This window comes from Alteromonas sp. G4i13 (assembly GCF_054960505.1).
On sequence record NZ_JBHNYX010000026.1, the window covers coordinates 47,598 to 66,165 of the forward strand.

Genomic DNA, 18,568 nt, shown 5'->3' on the forward strand with positions numbered 1-18,568 from the left:
TTTGCTTAACTCCAAGTAAAGTCAATCGGCCATAATTGCTGTTTCTGTTTATCAAAGTTTTGCCACATTTTGGCATAGGTTTCTTGCGTTTCAGGGTGAATGTCGTTGGGAACAAGTTCAGCTAACGGCCAAAGCACAAACGCGTTGTAGCAAATCTCTTCGCGAGGTAAAACCACAGGGGTTGTGGTCACCTTACTATCATAGGTAAGCAAGTCGAGATCAAGGGTTCTGGCACAGAATTTTTTGTCTGTATGCACCCTGCCATTGTCTTTCTCAATGGCTTTAAGGGTTGTGCACACTTCCTTAATACTTTTTGACGTCGTCGCACGGGCAGCAGCATTATAAAAAGGGCTGCCGTTAAAGCCCACCGCTTCGCTTTCGTAAACCGAAGACACTGTAACATCAGAGAAGTGTTGTTTTAGGGCAACCAAAGATTGCTTAGTGTAATGCTCGCGCTCAATATTAGAGCCAATGCTGATTAAGATGGTGTGTTGTGACATTAATTGCGCTCTTTACGCATTTCAACAGCAACCGTTTGCGCATTGGGAAGGATATTAGGCTTAACAATTTTAAGCGTTATTGACGCAACGGTGAAATTATCAAGAACGGCGTCCATCACTTTATTACCTAGAGCTTCAAGTAGCTCAAATGTGCTTTCTTTGCCTACTTCTACAATACACTCTGCCACTTTTGCATAGTCTACAGTGTCTGCAACATCGTCGCTTTGCATCGCAGCGCTTAAATCAACATCAAGTGTTACATCAAGAAGTAGCTGGGTGGTTCTTACTCGCTCCCAATCATAAACACCAATCAGGGTGTCTACTTCAAGCCCTGTTATATAAATTTTTCCCATGGAATTTTTCATCTTGTACTGTTATCAAACCAGTTTATCGCCGTTTTTATTGGCCCTACTACTGGTCTTACTACTGCGCTTTCACCCACATATTGCTGGTAAACGGTGGTATATCGCGTTTGGATGGAGTAGCTTTACGCTTGTGTGGCACAACTATACCGCTGTATGACAACTGGGAGCAACCAAGGTTTCACAATTTAATGCGACTAAAGCCCATTGAACTTGCACACACCAAATTTAACGTAATAAAAGGCAATATTTTTAATAATTAGAATGACAAAATGATTTCGCTAACTCTTTTGATGATCGCTGTTGCCTATCTTTTCGGTTCACTTTCAAGTGCTGTGGTTATAAGCCAGCTGTTTGGTTTACCAGACCCACGAACCGCCGGCTCTAAAAACCCAGGTGCTACCAATGTGTATCGACTGGGCGGTCGTGTTCCAGCACTCCTCGTGCTTGTCATGGATATACTAAAAGGCACTATTCCCGTTTACGGCAGTTACTTTCTGGGCATAGAGCCAATCATGTTAGGCGTCATTGCTATTTTCGCGTGCTTGGGGCATATCTTTCCGCTCTATTTTGGTTTCAAAGGTGGAAAAGCCGTCGCCACTGCGTTTGGCGCTATGCTCCCTATAGGCCTCGATTTAGCAGGTTTGCTTATTTTGAGTTGGGTAGTAGTGGTGTTTCTTACGGGCTATTCTTCATTGGGCGCGCTTATCGCAGTATCTCTTGCGCCGTTATTTACATTTTTAATTAAGCCTTTATATACTGTGCCCGTGGCAATGCTTTCGCTGCTTATCATTCTACGCCACAAAGACAACATTGCCCGACTTCTAGCGGGCAATGAGAGTAAAGTATGGGATAAGGGAAAAGTTAAAGAGTAAGCGCCTTTTCCAGCACATCTAACTTACCATCTATCGGCGTAACCGGCGCAATGCCAAGTATTTTGGCCAACGCAGGATAAACCTCCAGGTTGCTAAACACAGGTAGGGTGGTATTAGTTTTAAACGCAGGTCCCACTGCTACAAACGTCGCCCCCATATCAGGCAGCGTGTTCATGTAGCCATGCCCACCTTTACTAATATGCATGCTGTTGGCGTTTTTAAAGCGTGCTGGCGGGGCTATCTCAATAATAATATCGCCGGTTCTATTTCCCACTTCCATATGTCGCTCGGCGCGCTGGGTATCGTTAAGCACAATGTATCGGTTTTCGGCTATATGGGTAAGACGTTCTGTTTCTTCGGTGATTTGTTTATCGTTCACGCCCGCTTTGGCGTAAAGATGGACTTGCGCTCCCTCATTTTCAATAATGAAGCTATCAGGTATAGATAAAGACTCAACTTCTATAAGCTGACTTTCATCAATGGGTGTCATGCCGTGGTCCGACACCACCACCAAGTTTACCGGCAAATCTAATGCGTTAATGCGTTCATAAAGTTGACCAATAAGTGCATCCACTTCCTGCACCGCATCATTGGTTTTGTCGGCAAAAGGTCCTTCGTCGTGTCCTACCGAATCGGTAAGCGAGAAATAACCCGCAATAAAGCGAGGGCGCGACACCTCAGGCAGTTTCAACCAAGTTATGATCTGATCTACCCGCTGCTGGTAATCGGCGTATTTAGAGTAGTGATAGAAGTAGCTAGGCAAGGTACCTGATATGCGTGAATCAGACTCTGGCCAGAAGAAGGTAGCTGCCTTCATGCCATGATATTCCACTAAGTTCCATAGCGGCGTTGCCGTAATCCACGTGCTGTCCATGCCGCCGTAACCCAGCTTGTACTGCGCGTAGCCTTCTTTCGTTGGGCGAGACTTATCAAAAAATCGATTGTTCACGATGCCGTGGTGTTTCGGTAATAACCCAGTGATCAGTGAAATATGGTTGGGAAAAGTATTTGAAGGATAAACAGGGGTCATAGACGACGCTCTTACCCCTTTCTTTGCAATAGCACCAAGGTGTTGCGCGTTGTGTAATTCGATATAGTCGTGGCGAAATCCATCAAGAGAAATGAGCACGACATACTGATCTTGCTGCTCTTGCTTCAGGCCTTTTACAAAGTCATTCAAGGGTGCTTTGCTTGATGCAAATGCATTGGACGCAGTGAGCGCTGCAAAGGTAAGCGAAATAAATAACGACAATGCTAAATAGAATAGCGGTGCATTTTGTTTTGTTCCGTCTGTTGCTAAGCGCATGGTGTTTAACGTCCTTACTCAATGTTCATTTTAGTAAAACAAAAGGCAATGGAATGCGCTCCCATTGCCTTCTATTTATGCTTTTTTGTTTTACCTGCTTGCTATGCTCAATATTTCCCCAGTGAACTTAGGGAAGACATAGTAGCGTTTACAACGAGGTGTGGCGCCTAATTACCGGTTTTTTATGAATACCTAAATCGCCGATAAAGTATCAAGGGGCCAGCGCGGCTTGGCTTGTGAAGACAAGGCCAAGGTTTCCCCAGCTTTCAAACGCTGCATGCCCGCATAGGCAATCATGGCACCATTGTCTGTACAATACGCTAAGCTAGGATAAAACACCTCACCTTTTAGCTCTTGCATCAGGGCTTTCATCTCACTGCGCAACATTGTATTTGCACTTACGCCGCCAGCAATAACCAAACGCTTCATGCCAGTCTGCTTTAATGCTCGCTTACATTTTATAATAAGCGTATCAACTACTGCTTCTTGAAACGCGTAGGCAATATTGGCTTTAATTTGCTCAGCATCACCACCAGTTAGGTCAGCATCGCGAATGGTGTTCGCCGCAAAGGTCTTTAAACCACTGAAACTGAAATCTAGTCCTGGTCTGTCGGTCATCGGGCGAGGAAACTTATAGTGTCCCGCTTCTCCCTTTTCAGCCAATCTTGCTAAAAGAGGGCCGCCTGGGTAATCAAGGCCAAGTAACTTGGCGGTTTTATCAAAGGCTTCACCAGCGGCATCATCAATAGACTCACCAAGTACTTCATATTGACCAATGCCTTCGACTTTAACTAGCATTGAGTGGCCACCTGAAACCAATAAAGCAACGAAAGGAAATTCAGGAGCGTCGTCTTCAAGCATAGGCGCTAATAAATGCCCTTCCATATGATGAACGCCCACTGCTGGCACATTCCACGCGTAGGCCAATGAACGCCCGACAGACGAACCCACTAACAATGCGCCCACTAAACCGGGGCCTTGGGTAAAAGCAACGCCGTCGATCTCTGATGGTTGGGTGTTAGCGTCTTCCATAGCCTTTTCAATTAAAGGAATGATCTTTCTCACGTGATCCCGTGACGCAAGTTCAGGCACAACACCACCGTAGTCTGCGTGCAGCTTTACTTGGCTATATAGTTCGTGCGACAGCAACCCTTTTTCATCGTCGTAAACGGCGATGCCAGTTTCGTCACAAGATGTTTCTATTCCTAAAATACGCATGGGGAGTAACCCTTTTACTACTAACTTCAATGCTTCGTTTTTGGATTTGCTGTCGTCTTTTTATCACAACACGTGTTCACACAATTGTTGAGAACCATAATGACTAAGCAAATATCAAAAACTGAGAAAATAATTCTGGCGATCTGATGCGATCATCTTTATGATCCCGCCGCGATCATAACACTACCCTACTCAGGATCATCTGATTCCACACTTTTGATCACTCATTTTTCAAAAGGGAATTGAGCAAGAAAACATTCTGAAAAGGGCGCTTATACAAGCCGAGTTAAACAACACGGTGCTTAACGAGCGCAGAGTTTACCTTTAATCCTGCATTCATGGAATGCCAGTGAACAGGTAAATGAACGGTAAATGCACAATATTGGCTATTTTTTGGCAATTCATCCTTTACTTTCTCTGTAGATATGATTAGAATTTCGCACCATTTTTAACCCGGGTGGCCTTTTTAGCGCACAATTTTACCCGGATTTACACAGTAAAAGTTTTGAGGTGAGTGTTTAATGCCTATCGTTAAAGTTAGAGAAAACGAGCCGTTTGATGTGGCGCTGCGTCGTTTTAAGCGTTCTTGTGAAAAAGCAGGTGTTCTTTCTGAAGTTCGTCGTCGTGAATTCTTCGAAAAGCCAACTTGGGAACGCAAGCGCAAGAAAGCTGCCGCTAAAAAGCGTCATCTTAAGAAGCTAGCTCGTGAAAACGCACGTCGCGTAAAACTCTACTAATATAGGGTTAAGTAACGAGTCTGAAAGGTGTTGCAATTGCAGCACCTTTCGCGTTTCTGGGCCTCTATTTTTTGGCCTTATTCTTATCGACTCCATTTTTTCCTTTTCAAATGGTTGCATTTGATTTTCAACCTGGGGCTTAATAATACCAGTCCGCATAGATGATTATCCACTCAGCGAGATTTAAAATGTTCGTAATCGCGGCGTGTTACCGCAGGTATAGTGGTTCTACATCAAGGTGACACAACAAAGAGTACGGACATTTTAAACTCGCCCTTCGGGAAGGTCTGGCAAGCTTCCTAGCTTCATTCTGGGAATTTGAAAGGGAACAACCATTCCTGCATTCCCACGCTTCGCTAGGAAACTTGCCAGCGCCTTCTGAGTGGGCAATGATCTATGCGGATTGGTATAAACTCTACTAATAAAAAATCAGGAAACATCATGGCACTAATTGATGATTTAAAAGCAGCGCAAAAAGATGCGATGCGTGCAAAAGAAAAAGTACGTCTTGGTACTATTCGCATGGCAATGGCTGCCATTAAACAAAAAGAAATCGATGAACAAATTACGCTAGACGACAGCGCAATCTTAGCGGTACTGACCAAAATGGTTAAGCAGCGCCAAGACGCCGCCGCGCAATACGACGCAGCCAATCGCGACGACCTAGCTAGCAAAGAGCGTGAAGAAATCACTTACATTGAAGATTTCTTACCTCAGCCTTTGACTGACGATGAGCTAAATGCACTTATCGACGAAACCATGGCTGCGACTGGAGCATCGGGTATGCAGGATATGGGTAAAGTCATGGGCGCCTTGAAACCTAAGGTTCAAGGCCGCACCGACATGGGTGCTTTGAGTGCAAAAATTAAGGCGCGTTTGAACGCTTAAACTCTGCCCTTTCGTAAAAGTGAAGCGTGTAGAAGGTGTGCATTGTCACACCTTCATTGTTCTCATTTTTATACTTCCCTGTTACAGTAGATTACTGTTTTCGTAATGTTGTTGCCTGTCGCTTGAAGCGCAGTTACGACTTGTGCTTTTCTCATTCTTTTTTAACTAACCCTTTTTGAAAGTACCCTCATGGCTGGAAAGATACCTCGCGATTTTATAGACGACTTGCTGTCACGTACCGATGTGGTAGAAGTGGTAGATAGCCGAGTTAAACTTAAAAAAGCAGGTAAAAACTACCAAGCGTGCTGCCCTTTTCATAACGAAAAGTCGCCATCTTTCACTGTTAGTCAAGACAAACAGTTTTACCACTGTTTCGGCTGTGGCGCTCACGGTAACGCTATCTCGTTTATTATGGAATTCGACCGCTTAGAATTTGTCGAGGCCATTGAAGAGCTAGCGCGCTATCACGGGCTTGAAGTCCCCCGTGAAAAAGGCAGTCGCCCTGCCATGAGCGAAGAGAAAAAGCAGCAACAGCAAGACGATTATGCAGTCATGGAGCAAGTTGCGCGCTTCTTCCAGCATCAGTTACGCCAAAATGGTAATAGCAAAAAAGCCATCGACTATTTGAAAAACCGTGGGTTAAGCGGCGATATCGTTAAGCTATGGGAAATTGGCTACGCGCCAGACAGTTGGGACGCACTGCTAAATACCTTTGGCAAAGATCCACAGCGCGTCAAACAGCTGGTCGATTTAAAGCTAGTCAATAAGAATGACCAAGGACGTACCTACGACTTCTTCCGCGACCGCATTATGTTTCCTATCAGGGACAAACGGGGTCGTGTGGTGGGTTTTGGTGGCCGAGTATTAGATGACGGCGGCCCTAAATACTTAAACTCGCCAGAAACCCGCATTTTCCACAAAGGCAGTGAGCTCTTTGGCTTTTATTCTGCCAGACAAAAAAATCGTAGCCTGGATACCGTCGTTATTGTAGAAGGCTACATGGACGTAGTGGCACTCAGTCAGTTCGATATTAATATTGCTACTGCTGCGCTAGGTACAGCTACCACGCCTGAACATATTCAAATGCTGGTTCGCGCTACGTCTCACATTGTGTGTTGTTACGACGGTGACCGCGCTGGTCGTGAGGCCGCATGGCGCGCGTTAGAAAACGCCCTACCCGCACTAAAAGACGGCGTACGTATTTCGTTTTTATTCTTACCCGATGGCGAAGACCCTGACACTATGGTGCGTCAGGTGGGGAAAGATGCGTTTATGGAGATGCTAAATGACGCCATGCCTTTATCCCGCTTTTTCTTTGAAAACTTATTAAAGACGCACAATGTGGGCACGCCGGAAGGTAAAATTGCCCTTAAGAAAGCGGCAATGCCGCTTATCGAGAGCACATTAGGTGATGATCAAAAGCAAATGCTGCTGGAAGAATTAGCCAAGCACACTGGCGAGTTCGATCGGTTTAAACTTCAGCAAGATATCACCAAAGCCAATCAAGGTTCGAAGCAAGCTTATTCTCCGAATCGCAATCAAGTAAACAAGCCTAAACTGTCACCGCTTCGTATGCTGATACGCTTGCTGCTTGATAAACCTGAATTAGCCACACTATGTGAAGACGTTCAAATTGATATTTTTGCGGGCAGCAACGCTGCTGGCATGGATTTATTACGCGATGTGCATCGCTATTGCGTGAGTCACCCTCAAGCAAAAACCGCGCAGCTTGTTGAAAATTTCCGCGACCATCCCCATTCTTCTACTATCGCGAAATTATTGTTACAAGAACACTTGGTTAAAGACGAGGATGCTGAACGGGTTTATAACGACAGCTTCGCTCGCTTACTGGACGGGCATTTCGATAGCCGCATTGAAACCTTAATTTCACGCTCGCGGGTTCAGCCGCTGACACAGGCGGAAAAACAGGAATTGAACCTGCTTATGAGGGAAAGACAGAAGAGTTAACCTTGGGCAAACTGACCTAGAGGTTAGCCTGTTCTTCTGTAGGCTTTTGCATAAGGCTTTTTTAAACGCTTGTGTTAGTGAGATTGAGTTAACGAGATTAATTTAGCAAGAATACGCGCTGTAAGTATGTGCTGTTTCATAGCTTAAAAACACTGGCTAAAAAATCGGCCATCAATCTGGTAAAACCACCGCTTATTCTGCTATACTGGCTAATTCGCTGTGGACACAGATAAACGTGTCTCATTCACTATAAAGTGAACAAAAATACAGCAGCACGAGTAGCAAAGATATAGCCGAACATAACGGGCAGATCCGAACCCGAGCAGATGTGCATCGCAACATAATGGTTTAGACCAGCGTGGCATCGAGCATTAACGGCCTTGATACAAAAGCAGTACTACAGCAGAACGGGGAACATACCTAGACGTATGTTGTCTTTTCTATTGCAAACTAATTGAATGTGAGAAGTGTAGGTTATATGGCGCAAAGCAAGCAGTCTCAGATTAAACTCCTGATTGCAAAAGGTAAAGAGCAAGGTTACTTAACCTTTGCAGAAGTAAACGACCACCTGCCGCAAGATATTGTCGATTCTGATCAAATCGAAGACATAATCCGCATGATTAACGACATGGGAATTCAAGTTTCTGAATCAGCTCCTGATGCAGACGAACTTCTCATGCAAGAAGCGAATGCTGATGAAGATGCTGCAGAAGCGGCAGCTCAGGCACTAGCTACTGTAGAAAGTGAAATTGGCCGTACGACCGACCCAGTTCGCATGTACATGCGTGAAATGGGTACGGTTGAACTTCTTACTCGCGAAGGCGAAATTGAAATCGCTAAACGAATTGAAGATGGTATCAACCAGGTACAATGTTCAGTTGCTGAATACCCAGAAGCTATCACTTATCTATTAGACCAGTGGGATCTTTACGAAGCAGAAGAAATTCGCTTGAGCGACATCATCTCTGGCTTTGTTGATCCTAACGATGAGCAAGACCTTGCTCCAACGGCTACTCACGTTGGTTCTGAATTATCTGAAGAAGAGTTAGATGATGAAGACGACGATGAAGATGATGACGATAGTGACGAAGACGATAGCGGTGTTGACCCAGAGTTAGCCCGTGAGCGTTTCACTGAGCTTCGTGAGCAATACCTTAAAACTCGTGAAGTTATCGAGAAGAAAGGCCGTGCTCATGCTGACTCTCGCACGCAAATCAATGCATTAAGCGATGTTTTCAAAGAATTCCGCCTAGTTCCAAAACAGTTCGATCGCATGGTTAAGAACATGCGTGAGATGATGGACAAAGTGCGTATTCAAGAGCGCCTAGTAATGAAGTTCTGCGTGGTTAACGCAAAAATGCCGAAGAAAGACTTCATCAAAGCATTTGCGGGCAACGAAACGTCTAATGCATGGTTACATGAAGCAGTTAAATCAGGTGCACCATACGCCGCTGACCTTGCTGTAAATCAGGAAGAAATTGAGCGCTGTATTAGCAAGATGAACCAAGTTGAACAGGAAACTGGCTTGGTGATCGCAGATATCAAAGACATCAACCGTCGCATGTCAATCGGTGAAGCGAAAGCACGCCGCGCGAAGAAAGAAATGGTTGAAGCTAACTTACGTCTTGTTATCTCAATTGCTAAGAAGTACACCAACCGTGGTCTTCAATTCCTAGACCTTATTCAAGAAGGTAACATTGGTCTAATGAAGGCGGTGGATAAGTTCGAATACCGTCGTGGTTATAAGTTCTCAACTTATGCAACGTGGTGGATTCGTCAGGCGATTACTCGCTCTATTGCTGACCAGGCGCGTACTATCCGTATCCCTGTTCACATGATTGAGACGATCAACAAGCTTAACCGTATCTCTCGTCAAATGCTTCAGGAAATGGGTCGTGAGCCTACCCCTGAAGAGTTGTCAGAGCGCATGTTAATGCCTGAAGACAAAATTCGTAAGGTACTTAAAATTGCTAAAGAGCCAATCTCGATGGAAACCCCTATCGGTGATGATGAAGATTCACATCTTGGCGACTTTATCGAGGACAGCACGATTATTCAGCCCCTCGACTCAGCAACTGGCGGTAGCTTGAAAGATGCAACGCAGGAAGTATTAGCAGGCCTAACAGCCCGTGAAGCAAAAGTACTTCGTATGCGCTTCGGTATCGACATGAATACTGACCACACCCTTGAAGAAGTAGGCAAGCAGTTTGACGTAACCCGTGAGCGTATTCGTCAAATTGAAGCGAAAGCACTTCGCAAACTTCGCCACCCTAGCCGTTCTGAGCAGCTACGCAGCTTCTTAGACGAATAGAAAAAGCATTGCTTTGACTAAAAATCCCCAGCCTTGGCTGGGGATTTTTTTATGCCTTCGTTTTATCCTAATTCCGCTTAACGCTAGTAACAATGACTTTTGAAATGTAATTGGCGCCTACAAAAAAGCCTCCTTGCGGAGGCCCTAAATAGCATTTGATAAGGTGTTATACTCTAAATTGCTTCGCAATTGACTCAAGGTGCTGCGCCAGGTCAGCAAGCTCATTACACATGCTGCCTAATTCACCTGAACGGCTCGCTGTTTGCTCGGTACGCTCATGAATTTCATCAACGTGACGAACTATGTCAACCGCTACAGTGCGCTGGTCTTCGGTATTGTGCGCAATTTGCTCGTTCATTTGGTTGATGCGCCCAATAGTACTGGTAATGGTTTCTAGACTGCTTCCCGCTTTATTAGCCGTCTCTACACTGCTAGTTGCTTGTTCGGTACCACGAGACATTACCTCTACCGCTGAGTGAGCAGCATTTTGAAGCTGTTCAATAGTACTTTGAATTTCTTCCGTAGACTGCTGTGTGCGCGATGCTAGCGTTCTCACTTCATCTGCGACTACCGCAAAGCCTCTACCCTGCTCACCCGCTCTTGCGGCTTCAATGGCGGCATTTAGTGCTAACAGGTTGGTTTGCTCTGCAATACCTTTTATCACATCCAGCACCGAGCCAACTTTATTAGAATCAGACTCTAAACGGGCTATAACGTCAGCGGTTTCGCGTACGTTCTCAGCAAGCTGCTGAATACTGGTAACGGTTTGCTGTACGATTTGACGTCCTTCACTGGCCGCTGTTGTCGCTTTGTTAGCGTCGCTTGCCGCCTGCGCTGCGCTATGTGCAACACCGTCAACAGAGCCACTCATCGTATCTACCGCACGCTTAGCATTGGTTGCGGACTTTTGCTGTACATCAATAGTGCGCTGAGTTTCTTCCGTTACACCGCGTAAGTTCTGCGCTAGGTTTGATAGCGGTAAACTCGCTTCTACCACATCACGCACTACGCCTTGCAGTTTGTCCATGAATTGGTTGAACCAATACACCAATTCGCCAATTTCATCTTCGCTTTTGGTTTCTATACGAACCGTTAGGTCACCGTTTTCTTGAGCAATATCTTTCAGGGAACGAACCACGTCATCAATACTTTGCTTAATGCCGCGAACAATAGGTACCGCGGTTCCAAACAGCAATACAGTCACAACCACGGCTAAAATGACGCCTGTGCTAATTAACGAGGTATTGGCACTGTCTGTGTTTTTAAATGCTTCTTCAAATGCCGCCTGTTGAGCATCACGAAATTGAGACATCGCAGCGATGGCACCATCGTATGACAGATTCATTTGGGCTGAGAGTTCGCCTAAACGACTGAAGTCGGCAGTGCCGTTGACCATAGACTGTGATACGTCGTAGGCAACATCGAAATAATTATCAAAGCCTGAGGAGATGCGGGAAATTTCACTACGAAACTCAGGGCTAATAGAAGCAATTTGGTTTAAGCCGCTTTTTGCTTCTTCGGCGAGCTCTTGCGCCATAGTAAGGGTGTCTTGATCACCAGTGGTCACTGCGCTCGCAAGGGTATCGCGAACCTTTTGCATATCAACTAAGGTCGATGCTGATAGTTGAAGGGCAGGAAATTGAACTTTCTGAACTTTTTCTAGCGTTGCACCATTATTGAGTGCGGTATAGACAGTGATAAGCAAGTAAATAATAAAACTTAGCGCTGCGATCCCCGGAATGAGGAAAATCTTTGTCGCAATTGGCATTTTTTTTAAAAAGTTCATCAGCTATCCCACTGTTTTTTATAATTGCTTAACTACGTTTCAGTTTTACCTGAAAAAACATCATATCTAATTTATCTACCCAATAGCTAAAATCTTTAATGAAATTATGGCCTCGCACCAAAATGCAAGGCCATAACGAGTAGTTAGAACGTATAGTTTACGCCTACTTTAAGCAGTGTTGCATCATTTAGATCGTTTAGATCATCTGAATACCAAGTTACGTCAGTTTTAAGTGCAAAGCCTGGCTCAACGTCGTAACGAAGACCAACAGTAACTGCAGATACATCTAGCTCCTGTTGAGCAGCAATACCTGCCGCAGTTTGGTAAATACCCGGCGAGCCATTTGCGCCGTTCCACGTAGCATCAACCACGGCATCACCTGTCGCAATCGTAGCAGGCAATGCAGCAATTAAACCTAGCTGAGTACCATTATCCGCTTCTTCAACTTCGTAAGTAATATGTGGTGTAAACTTGCCAAAGCGCATACCCGCCGTAACGTACCATGCTTTATTATCGGCAATAACAGAGCCATCAACTTCTGTTTGAGTGAATTCTGCACCCACAAACCAATCGTACTTATCGATATCAACAGCAACTTCAAAGAAGGTACCTGTATCTTCGTTAACACTCAGGCCTTCAGCGGCTAAAGACGCCGCAGGAATAAAGGCACCATATTGATTTAAACCACCAACAAATGTGTCAAAGTCAGCATTCGCAGCACTTGTTTTACCACGTGCTAGCAAAGTACGCGCACTGAACCAATCACGTGTTGCTTCAAATGAAACAGCGACCACGTTTTCCAATTCTAACGCAGCAGGCGTTCCTGAAATGGTGGTATCAGCCTCAACACGACCAACGGTAAACTGTGCGCCATATTCCCAGTCACCTGAGTAGTTCATGTAGTCAACACGAACACCGTCAATGTTGTTGAAGTCAATGCCGTATACAGCATCTGGTGGTGTTAGCCAGTGATACGAGTAACCGATATCTAATGACGCAGAGTACTTAAATAAAGGCATGCGAAGACGGCCTGCACTGATGTTGAAGTTGTTGTTCAACATATAGGTCATGTACGCCCATTCAAAATCGGCGTCGTAATCTTCACTACCACGGCCAACCAGCTGGGCGGTCGCAGAGAGCTTATCGCTAACATCACCACGAACCTGAAGGCCAAATACACTTGCAGGGTCGAAGTTAAAGTCGCTGTCGTAATCGTACACTGACTCGTCATCGTCTAGTGTCATACCACCAATAAGGTTTGCAAAGCCGTTGATTTGAATATCAGCCAGTGCCGGAGTAGCTAACAGGCCAGCCATAGATAAGATAGCAAGTTTGGTTTTCATGCGTGTTCCTTAAATTCTTTGTATAAACGGTCAGTTAAAAGGTAGCGACTACTCGTACGCTGTCGTTAACAGCGCTAGCGTCGACGTAACCAATTGCGCCAGGGTTTCCTGCTACTGCAGATACAACTTCTGCATCGCTACCCAGAGCTTTTGGTGGTTGACCTTTACCGGTAAATACTAGTTTTGACCAAAACGCAGTTAATTGTGCTGCGGTTTTGTTTAATACCTTGCCGTTAAATTCATCGGTGGCAGATTGGCCTTCAGCTAACGCAACTGGCTCGGCTTGCGTACCGCTTGGAAACGCCTTTGCTTTATTTAGAAATAAACGGCTAATACTATCTTTATCGAGGGTGTCAGCGTTACTTGGATGAACAATAACTGCTACATCGGCAAAAGCTACGTTACAGCACAAACCTGCTGCAAGTATCCATTTCTTCATGATATGTCCTCTAGAGTCTGTTGAATGCTTGCTCTTCGCTTTTAACTTTCTTGCTAACCCGTTTGCACGGAAAGTGGAGCTTTTAAACGGCTTGAGACAAACATGTGCGTGTGTGCTCATACTCATACAACGGGGTAAGTATTGGTCACAATTGCCATATTCGCCAATTTGAGCGTGAAAATTTTAGCGTTTAAAAATTAATGACTTATACAAGCGTTTGATTTTGGCGCGAAGTGTAGATGAAGTTGTAAGTTAAGCAACTATACAAATGTCTAATACATACCTTTATGTATTATGGCCACAAATAAGAATTTATGATGAGAGCAATAAAAAGCAAATTATTTTTTCTTATTCAGTAGGTTAAGGGAGTTCATCACAAAACGCTTAGTGATAAGCGCTGATATTTACGTATATAAAAACATACGCGAAAGATAACCCTTACAGCCCCTACTGTATGTTTTTTAACCAGATCTTGTTGAGCGTGTATTGAAGAAAATAAAGGATAAGCGGGGCTTGTACCCCGCTATTGGTTAGGATTCGCCTTTTTTATAAGGGATTGACTGCTCCAGCTTCTCTATCTCCATTGTTCGTTGAAGTGGAGAACCGGTGTTTCTGGCCAGCCAACTGTAAGCGGTGGGAACAACATAAAGTGTCATGAAGGCAGAAACGAGAACACCAGAGAAAATGACCATGCCTATAACCATTCTGCTTTCTGCTCCTGGTCCAGACGCCAGTACAAGTGGTAAGGAGCTAAATATCGTAGTGAAGCCCGTCATTACGATAGGACGTAGGCGCTGCGCGGCTGCGCGTTTAAGCGCATATTCAAACTCCATACCGGCATCGCGTAGTTGGTTTGCAAACTCGACAATAAGAATACCGTTTTTTGCAGCAAGTCCAATTAGCATAACCAAACCAATTTGACTGTATATATTGATCGTCATATCGCTAAAGAATAGCCCGATATAGGCTCCAACAAGCGCCAGCGGCACGGTCAGCATGATGACTAACGGGTGTACCCAGCTTTCAAATTGCGCAGCCAATATTAAGTAAGTGACAGCGAGTGCCAGCATAAATACATATACAAATGAATTACCCGCTTCCTGATACAACTGTGACTCGCCTTTGTAATCTATTGATACATTGTCAGGCAGTTCTGTACTTACAATGTTTTCTAAATATTCAAGTGCCTGCCCTAGCGTATAACCGTCCGCCAAGTTGGCAGAAATAGTGACTGCACGCATTCTGTTGTAGCGATTTAACTGTGCTGACGTGGCTTGCTCTTCAAACGTGAGTAAATTGTCCATCGGAATGAGTTCGCCAGTGCGGGATGAGCGCACGTACAAATTTTCTATGCTGTTAGGGCTTCGGAAATCTTCCTCTATACCTTCCATGATGACATCGTATTCTTCGCCCCTATCAAGGAATGTTGACACCCTACGCTGACCCAGCATCACTTCCAGTGTGCCACCAATATCGCTAATTGATACTCCCAGATCAGCGGCCCTGTCGCGGTTAATATTCACCAATAGCTGTGGTGAGGTTTCTTTATAATCGGAGTCTAGGCGAATGAGACTTGGGTTCTGCGCTGCCTTTTGTAGAACAATGTCTCGCCATTCAACCAGATTTTCGTAGGTATCGCCTTGTAAGACGAACTGAACAGGACGACCGAGGCCTCCTCCGGAAATCCCGCTGCGCATGATGGCAAAAGCACGAACGTCAGGCACGCTGTTAAGTTTGGCGCTGATTTCATCCATGAGCGAAAATGTACTGAAATCTCGCTCATCCCAGTCTGCTGACCCCACAATTGCGATACCCGCATTACCGCCAAAACCAGGTGTTCTAACCAAAAGGCGATTAATTTTCCCACTCTCGCGGTAAGGCATTAAGATACTTTCAATCTTTTCGAGATTCTTTGCGTTACTTTCGAAACTAGCCCCTTCCTGCGCGTTCATCAAAATGAAGAAATTGCCTCTGTCTTCTTTGGGAACGAACTCACTAGGCACTTTTTCAGAAAGCTGTACCAATGCAACGATAGCAATAGCAAGCATAAGCAGCATCAGAATGGGCTGATGCAACGTTTTACCTAGCGTATTGAAGTAGCCGTTCTCAAGTTTAGAGAACTGCTTGTCCATCCAACTTCCAAAGCCAGACGATCGGGTTCTTTTTTTAAGGATTTTCGACGCCATCATGGGCGACAACGTAAGTGCGGTAAAGCTTGAAAACGCTACCGCAGTAGCTATGGCCAATGCGAACTCCGTAAATAGCCTTCCAATGTTGCCCTCAAGGAAAACCAACGGTACAAACACAGAGATAAGCACCAGCGTTGTTGCAATAACCGCAAACCCAACTTCTTTAGCGCCGCGGTAGGCGGCCAAAATAGGTGGTTCGCCCATTTCTATGCGTCGGTAGATGTTCTCAAGCACAACTATGGCGTCATCCACCACCAAACCGATGGCTAGCACCATAGCAAGCAGGGTAAGAAGGTTGATCGAAAACCCCAGTGCATACATCACGATAAAAGCGGCAATAATAGAGACGGGTACGGTCACTGCCGGAATCAACGTGGCGCGAATATTACCTAGGAAAAGGTAAATAACGATCACCACCATTAGCATCGCTATACCTAAAGTCTCATATACTTCATCAATCGAGGCCTCAATAAATACCGACGAATCATAGCTGGGTACAATAAAAATATTATCAGGAAGGGTGGCTTCTATTCTTTCAATTTGCGCTTTCGCTGCACGGGCAACGTCTAAGGTGTTGGCTTTGGACTGCTTAATAATACCGAGTCCAATCATATTGACGCCATCACCACGAAACTCGGTTTCGTCATCTTCTGCGGTTAATTCAACATGGGCTATTTCGCCAAGCCGCACAAGATAGCCGTTGTCGCCCATCGCAACCGTCAGCGCGGCAAAGTCGTCAGGTGTAAGAAAGGTTCGCGCAACCCGTACTTCAAAGTTACGGTCAGTACTTTCCACTTCCCCCGCTGGCAATTCCACATTCTCGGCGCGAATGACTTGCTCTACATCGTTTACCGTAATACCTCTTGCCGCCATTGCATTGCGGTCTAAGAACACTTTCATGGCATAGCGCCTGCCTCCCCCAATTTGAACTCGGGCGACACCATCGACAATTGAAAGCCTATCCACTAATACGCGCTCGGCGTAGTCAGTTAGCTCCATGGTATTTAGGTTTGTGCTTCGCAGGTTGTACCATACCACGGCGCTTTCATCGGAATTTGCTTTAGACACCTCTGGAGGATCAGCTTGGTCAGGCAAGTTATTGAGTGCGCGACTTACTCGCTCGCGCACGTCATTCGCCGCAGCATCAATGTCACGAGAGAGCTTAAATTCAATGGTAATGTCTGAACGACCATTACGAGAGGTCGAGGTAACGTTTTTTATCCCCTCTATACCCGATATTCTATCTTCCAATAGCTGGGTGATCCGAGTCTCAACAATATTAGCCGATGCCCCTGTATAGGTCGTACTCACCGAGACAATCGGTGGGTCGATATCAGGGTATTCACGCAAACTCAACATGGTAAAAGCGACGATACCGAAAATGATCAGCAGTAAATTAATAACCGTTGCGAAAACAGGGCGCTTTACAGAAACGTCTGACAATAACATGACGATATGCTCCCTTAGCGGTTTAACACATTAACCGGAGATTGGTCGCGTACCCGAAGCGTGCCTTCGCTAATGACCTCATCGCCTTCGTTTAACCCACTAACAATTTGCACCAGCCCGGGACGACGCTCACCAATTACCACTTCGGTTTGATGTGCAACGTTATCTTTGACGACATACACATACTGCTTGTCTTGAACGGGAACCAGCGCCTTTTCCGGCAATACCAAAGTATTCAGCACACGCTTTTCAACAATTACGGTAAGCAGCATACCTGGGCGTAGACGATTATCTTGGTTGTCTATCGTCGCACGTACCCGAATAGAGCGGCTAATCGGGTCGAGTCGCGTGTCAATGTTAGAGATTTTCCCTGTAAACTCTTCTCCTGGGTAAGCCACCGAGGATGCACTTAATGCCTGCCCTTTAGCCACGCTTGCAAGATGGTTTTCAGCGATACTGAAATCGACCTTAATTAGACTGATGTCATCTAAAGTCGTGATAGTGTCACCAGGTTGCACCAAAGAGCCGATACTGATTTCGCGATTACCTAATAGTCCGCTAAATGGCGCGCGTATCTGCAAGTCATTCAGCTGAGCTAGCGCAATATCTAGCTGAGCTTGTAAGGCTTTAACCCGTGCTTGCTGCTCGTCAAGAAGTTGTTCAGAGGTAGCGTTTGACTGACGCAAGTCAGAAATTCGCGTGAACTGGCGTTTGGCCTCATCAATATTCGCCTTAAGTTCCTCTACCCTGGCGCGTTCTTCCGTATTATTTAGCTGAACGAGTAACTCGCCTTCGGTGGCTTTATCGCCGTCTTCAAAATTAATCGTTTTTACGGTATCGGTGACTTGTGCGGTAATATTCACCGACTCGTTGGCGGTAGCAGTACCTAATGACTCAATCGTAATGGGGAATGCCTGTGATGATACCAAGGCTGTTTTTACCGGCGTCGCCCGCACGCTACTATTACTCGCGCTCTCTTCTTCGGGCATATTCAAATACACTACAACACCTGCAAGTAGTACTACGCCAAGCAACAAAGGCGATAAAGATAATCGTGAAGACATAACCTTTCCTATAGGTAAAAAGTATCCCATCACGTATTTTTCAAAACGTTTAGGATACTCAAGTACACAAAATCCGCTTACGATTCTTCGCAAGCGCCGCTATACGTTAAGATTGTGTACTGCGTTATTATTT

The 18,568-nt window shown here is 45.3% G+C and carries 14 protein-coding genes; 5 read left to right on the forward strand and 9 right to left on the reverse strand.

Going from position 1 to position 18,568, the window contains the following annotated elements; all coding sequences use genetic code 11:
* Nucleotides 1-5 precede the first annotated feature (5 nt).
* On the reverse strand, nt 6-500 hold the full coding sequence (folK, locus tag ACFI6J_RS13620; RefSeq protein ID WP_462586220.1) for a 2-amino-4-hydroxy-6-hydroxymethyldihydropteridine diphosphokinase: 495 nt from the start codon (nt 498-500) through the stop codon (nt 6-8).
* Nucleotides 500-853 carry a dihydroneopterin aldolase gene (gene folB, locus ACFI6J_RS13625; protein WP_014948271.1) on the reverse strand — a complete coding sequence of 118 codons (354 nt, stop codon included), beginning with the start codon at nt 851-853 and terminating at the stop codon, nt 500-502. Before folB ends, folK begins: the two co-directional genes overlap by 1 nt.
* Nucleotides 854-1,134: 281 nt before the next feature.
* Here folB and plsY point away from each other — a divergent pair, with 281 nt between their 5' ends.
* Nucleotides 1,135-1,737: a glycerol-3-phosphate 1-O-acyltransferase PlsY gene (gene plsY, locus ACFI6J_RS13630; protein ID WP_014948270.1), complete on the forward strand. Its 603-nt coding sequence runs from the start codon at nt 1,135-1,137 to the stop codon at nt 1,735-1,737.
* Here plsY and ACFI6J_RS13635 read toward each other — a convergent pair.
* Together ACFI6J_RS13635 and tsaD are read right to left on the reverse strand one after the other, a co-directional pair.
* A complete protein-coding gene (locus tag ACFI6J_RS13635) occupies nt 1,727-3,043 on the reverse strand; it encodes an alkaline phosphatase family protein (RefSeq protein WP_061439555.1) in 1,317 nt (438 codons plus the stop codon). The two genes, plsY and ACFI6J_RS13635, sit on opposite strands and share 11 nt — an antisense overlap.
* A gap of 192 nt (nt 3,044-3,235) precedes the next feature.
* A complete protein-coding gene (gene tsaD, locus ACFI6J_RS13640; RefSeq protein WP_039224515.1) occupies nt 3,236-4,261 on the reverse strand; it encodes a tRNA (adenosine(37)-N6)-threonylcarbamoyltransferase complex transferase subunit TsaD in 1,026 nt (341 codons plus the stop codon).
* A 521-nt stretch (nt 4,262-4,782) separates the two neighbouring features.
* On the opposite strand from tsaD, the gene rpsU reads away from it, so the two are divergent.
* The 4 genes from rpsU (at nt 4,783) to rpoD (ending at nt 10,165) form a co-directional block, all read left to right on the forward strand.
* Nucleotides 4,783-4,998: a 30S ribosomal protein S21 gene (rpsU, locus tag ACFI6J_RS13645; RefSeq protein WP_012517258.1), complete on the forward strand. Its 216-nt coding sequence runs from the start codon at nt 4,783-4,785 to the stop codon at nt 4,996-4,998.
* Between the two features lie 441 nt (nt 4,999-5,439).
* The gene (locus ACFI6J_RS13650; protein WP_012517256.1) at nt 5,440-5,886 is read left to right on the forward strand and encodes a GatB/YqeY domain-containing protein; all 447 of its coding nucleotides are present in this window, start codon (nt 5,440-5,442) and stop codon (nt 5,884-5,886) included.
* A 189-nt stretch (nt 5,887-6,075) separates the two neighbouring features.
* Complete coding sequence (gene dnaG / locus ACFI6J_RS13655; RefSeq protein ID WP_039219851.1) at nt 6,076-7,854, forward strand: DNA primase; 1,779 nt, start codon at nt 6,076-6,078, stop codon at nt 7,852-7,854.
* 478 nt (nt 7,855-8,332) lie between these two features.
* Nucleotides 8,333-10,165 carry an RNA polymerase sigma factor RpoD gene (rpoD, locus tag ACFI6J_RS13660; RefSeq protein ID WP_014948265.1) on the forward strand — a complete coding sequence of 611 codons (1,833 nt, stop codon included), beginning with the start codon at nt 8,333-8,335 and terminating at the stop codon, nt 10,163-10,165.
* A 166-nt stretch (nt 10,166-10,331) separates the two neighbouring features.
* On the opposite strand, the gene ACFI6J_RS13665 is transcribed toward rpoD, so the two are convergent.
* The 5 genes from ACFI6J_RS13665 to ACFI6J_RS13685 all read right to left on the reverse strand — a co-directional run bounded on the left by ACFI6J_RS13665 (nt 10,332) and on the right by ACFI6J_RS13685 (nt 18,435).
* Nucleotides 10,332-11,951, reverse strand: coding sequence for a methyl-accepting chemotaxis protein (locus ACFI6J_RS13665; protein ID WP_156085933.1), 1,620 nt, complete (start codon nt 11,949-11,951; stop codon nt 10,332-10,334).
* A 143-nt stretch (nt 11,952-12,094) separates the two neighbouring features.
* Complete coding sequence (locus ACFI6J_RS13670) at nt 12,095-13,294, reverse strand: hypothetical protein (protein WP_014948263.1); 1,200 nt, start codon at nt 13,292-13,294, stop codon at nt 12,095-12,097.
* Nucleotides 13,295-13,328: 34 nt separating this feature from the next.
* A complete protein-coding gene (locus tag ACFI6J_RS13675; RefSeq protein WP_156085932.1) occupies nt 13,329-13,733 on the reverse strand; it encodes a type 2 periplasmic-binding domain-containing protein in 405 nt (134 codons plus the stop codon).
* 530 nt (nt 13,734-14,263) lie between these two features.
* On the reverse strand, nt 14,264-17,371 hold the full coding sequence (locus tag ACFI6J_RS13680; RefSeq protein ID WP_061439554.1) for an efflux RND transporter permease subunit: 3,108 nt from the start codon (nt 17,369-17,371) through the stop codon (nt 14,264-14,266).
* Nucleotides 17,372-17,385: 14 nt separating this feature from the next.
* Nucleotides 17,386-18,435 carry an efflux RND transporter periplasmic adaptor subunit gene (locus ACFI6J_RS13685; protein ID WP_061439553.1) on the reverse strand — a complete coding sequence of 350 codons (1,050 nt, stop codon included), beginning with the start codon at nt 18,433-18,435 and terminating at the stop codon, nt 17,386-17,388.
* Between the last annotated feature and the right edge of the window lie 133 nt (nt 18,436-18,568).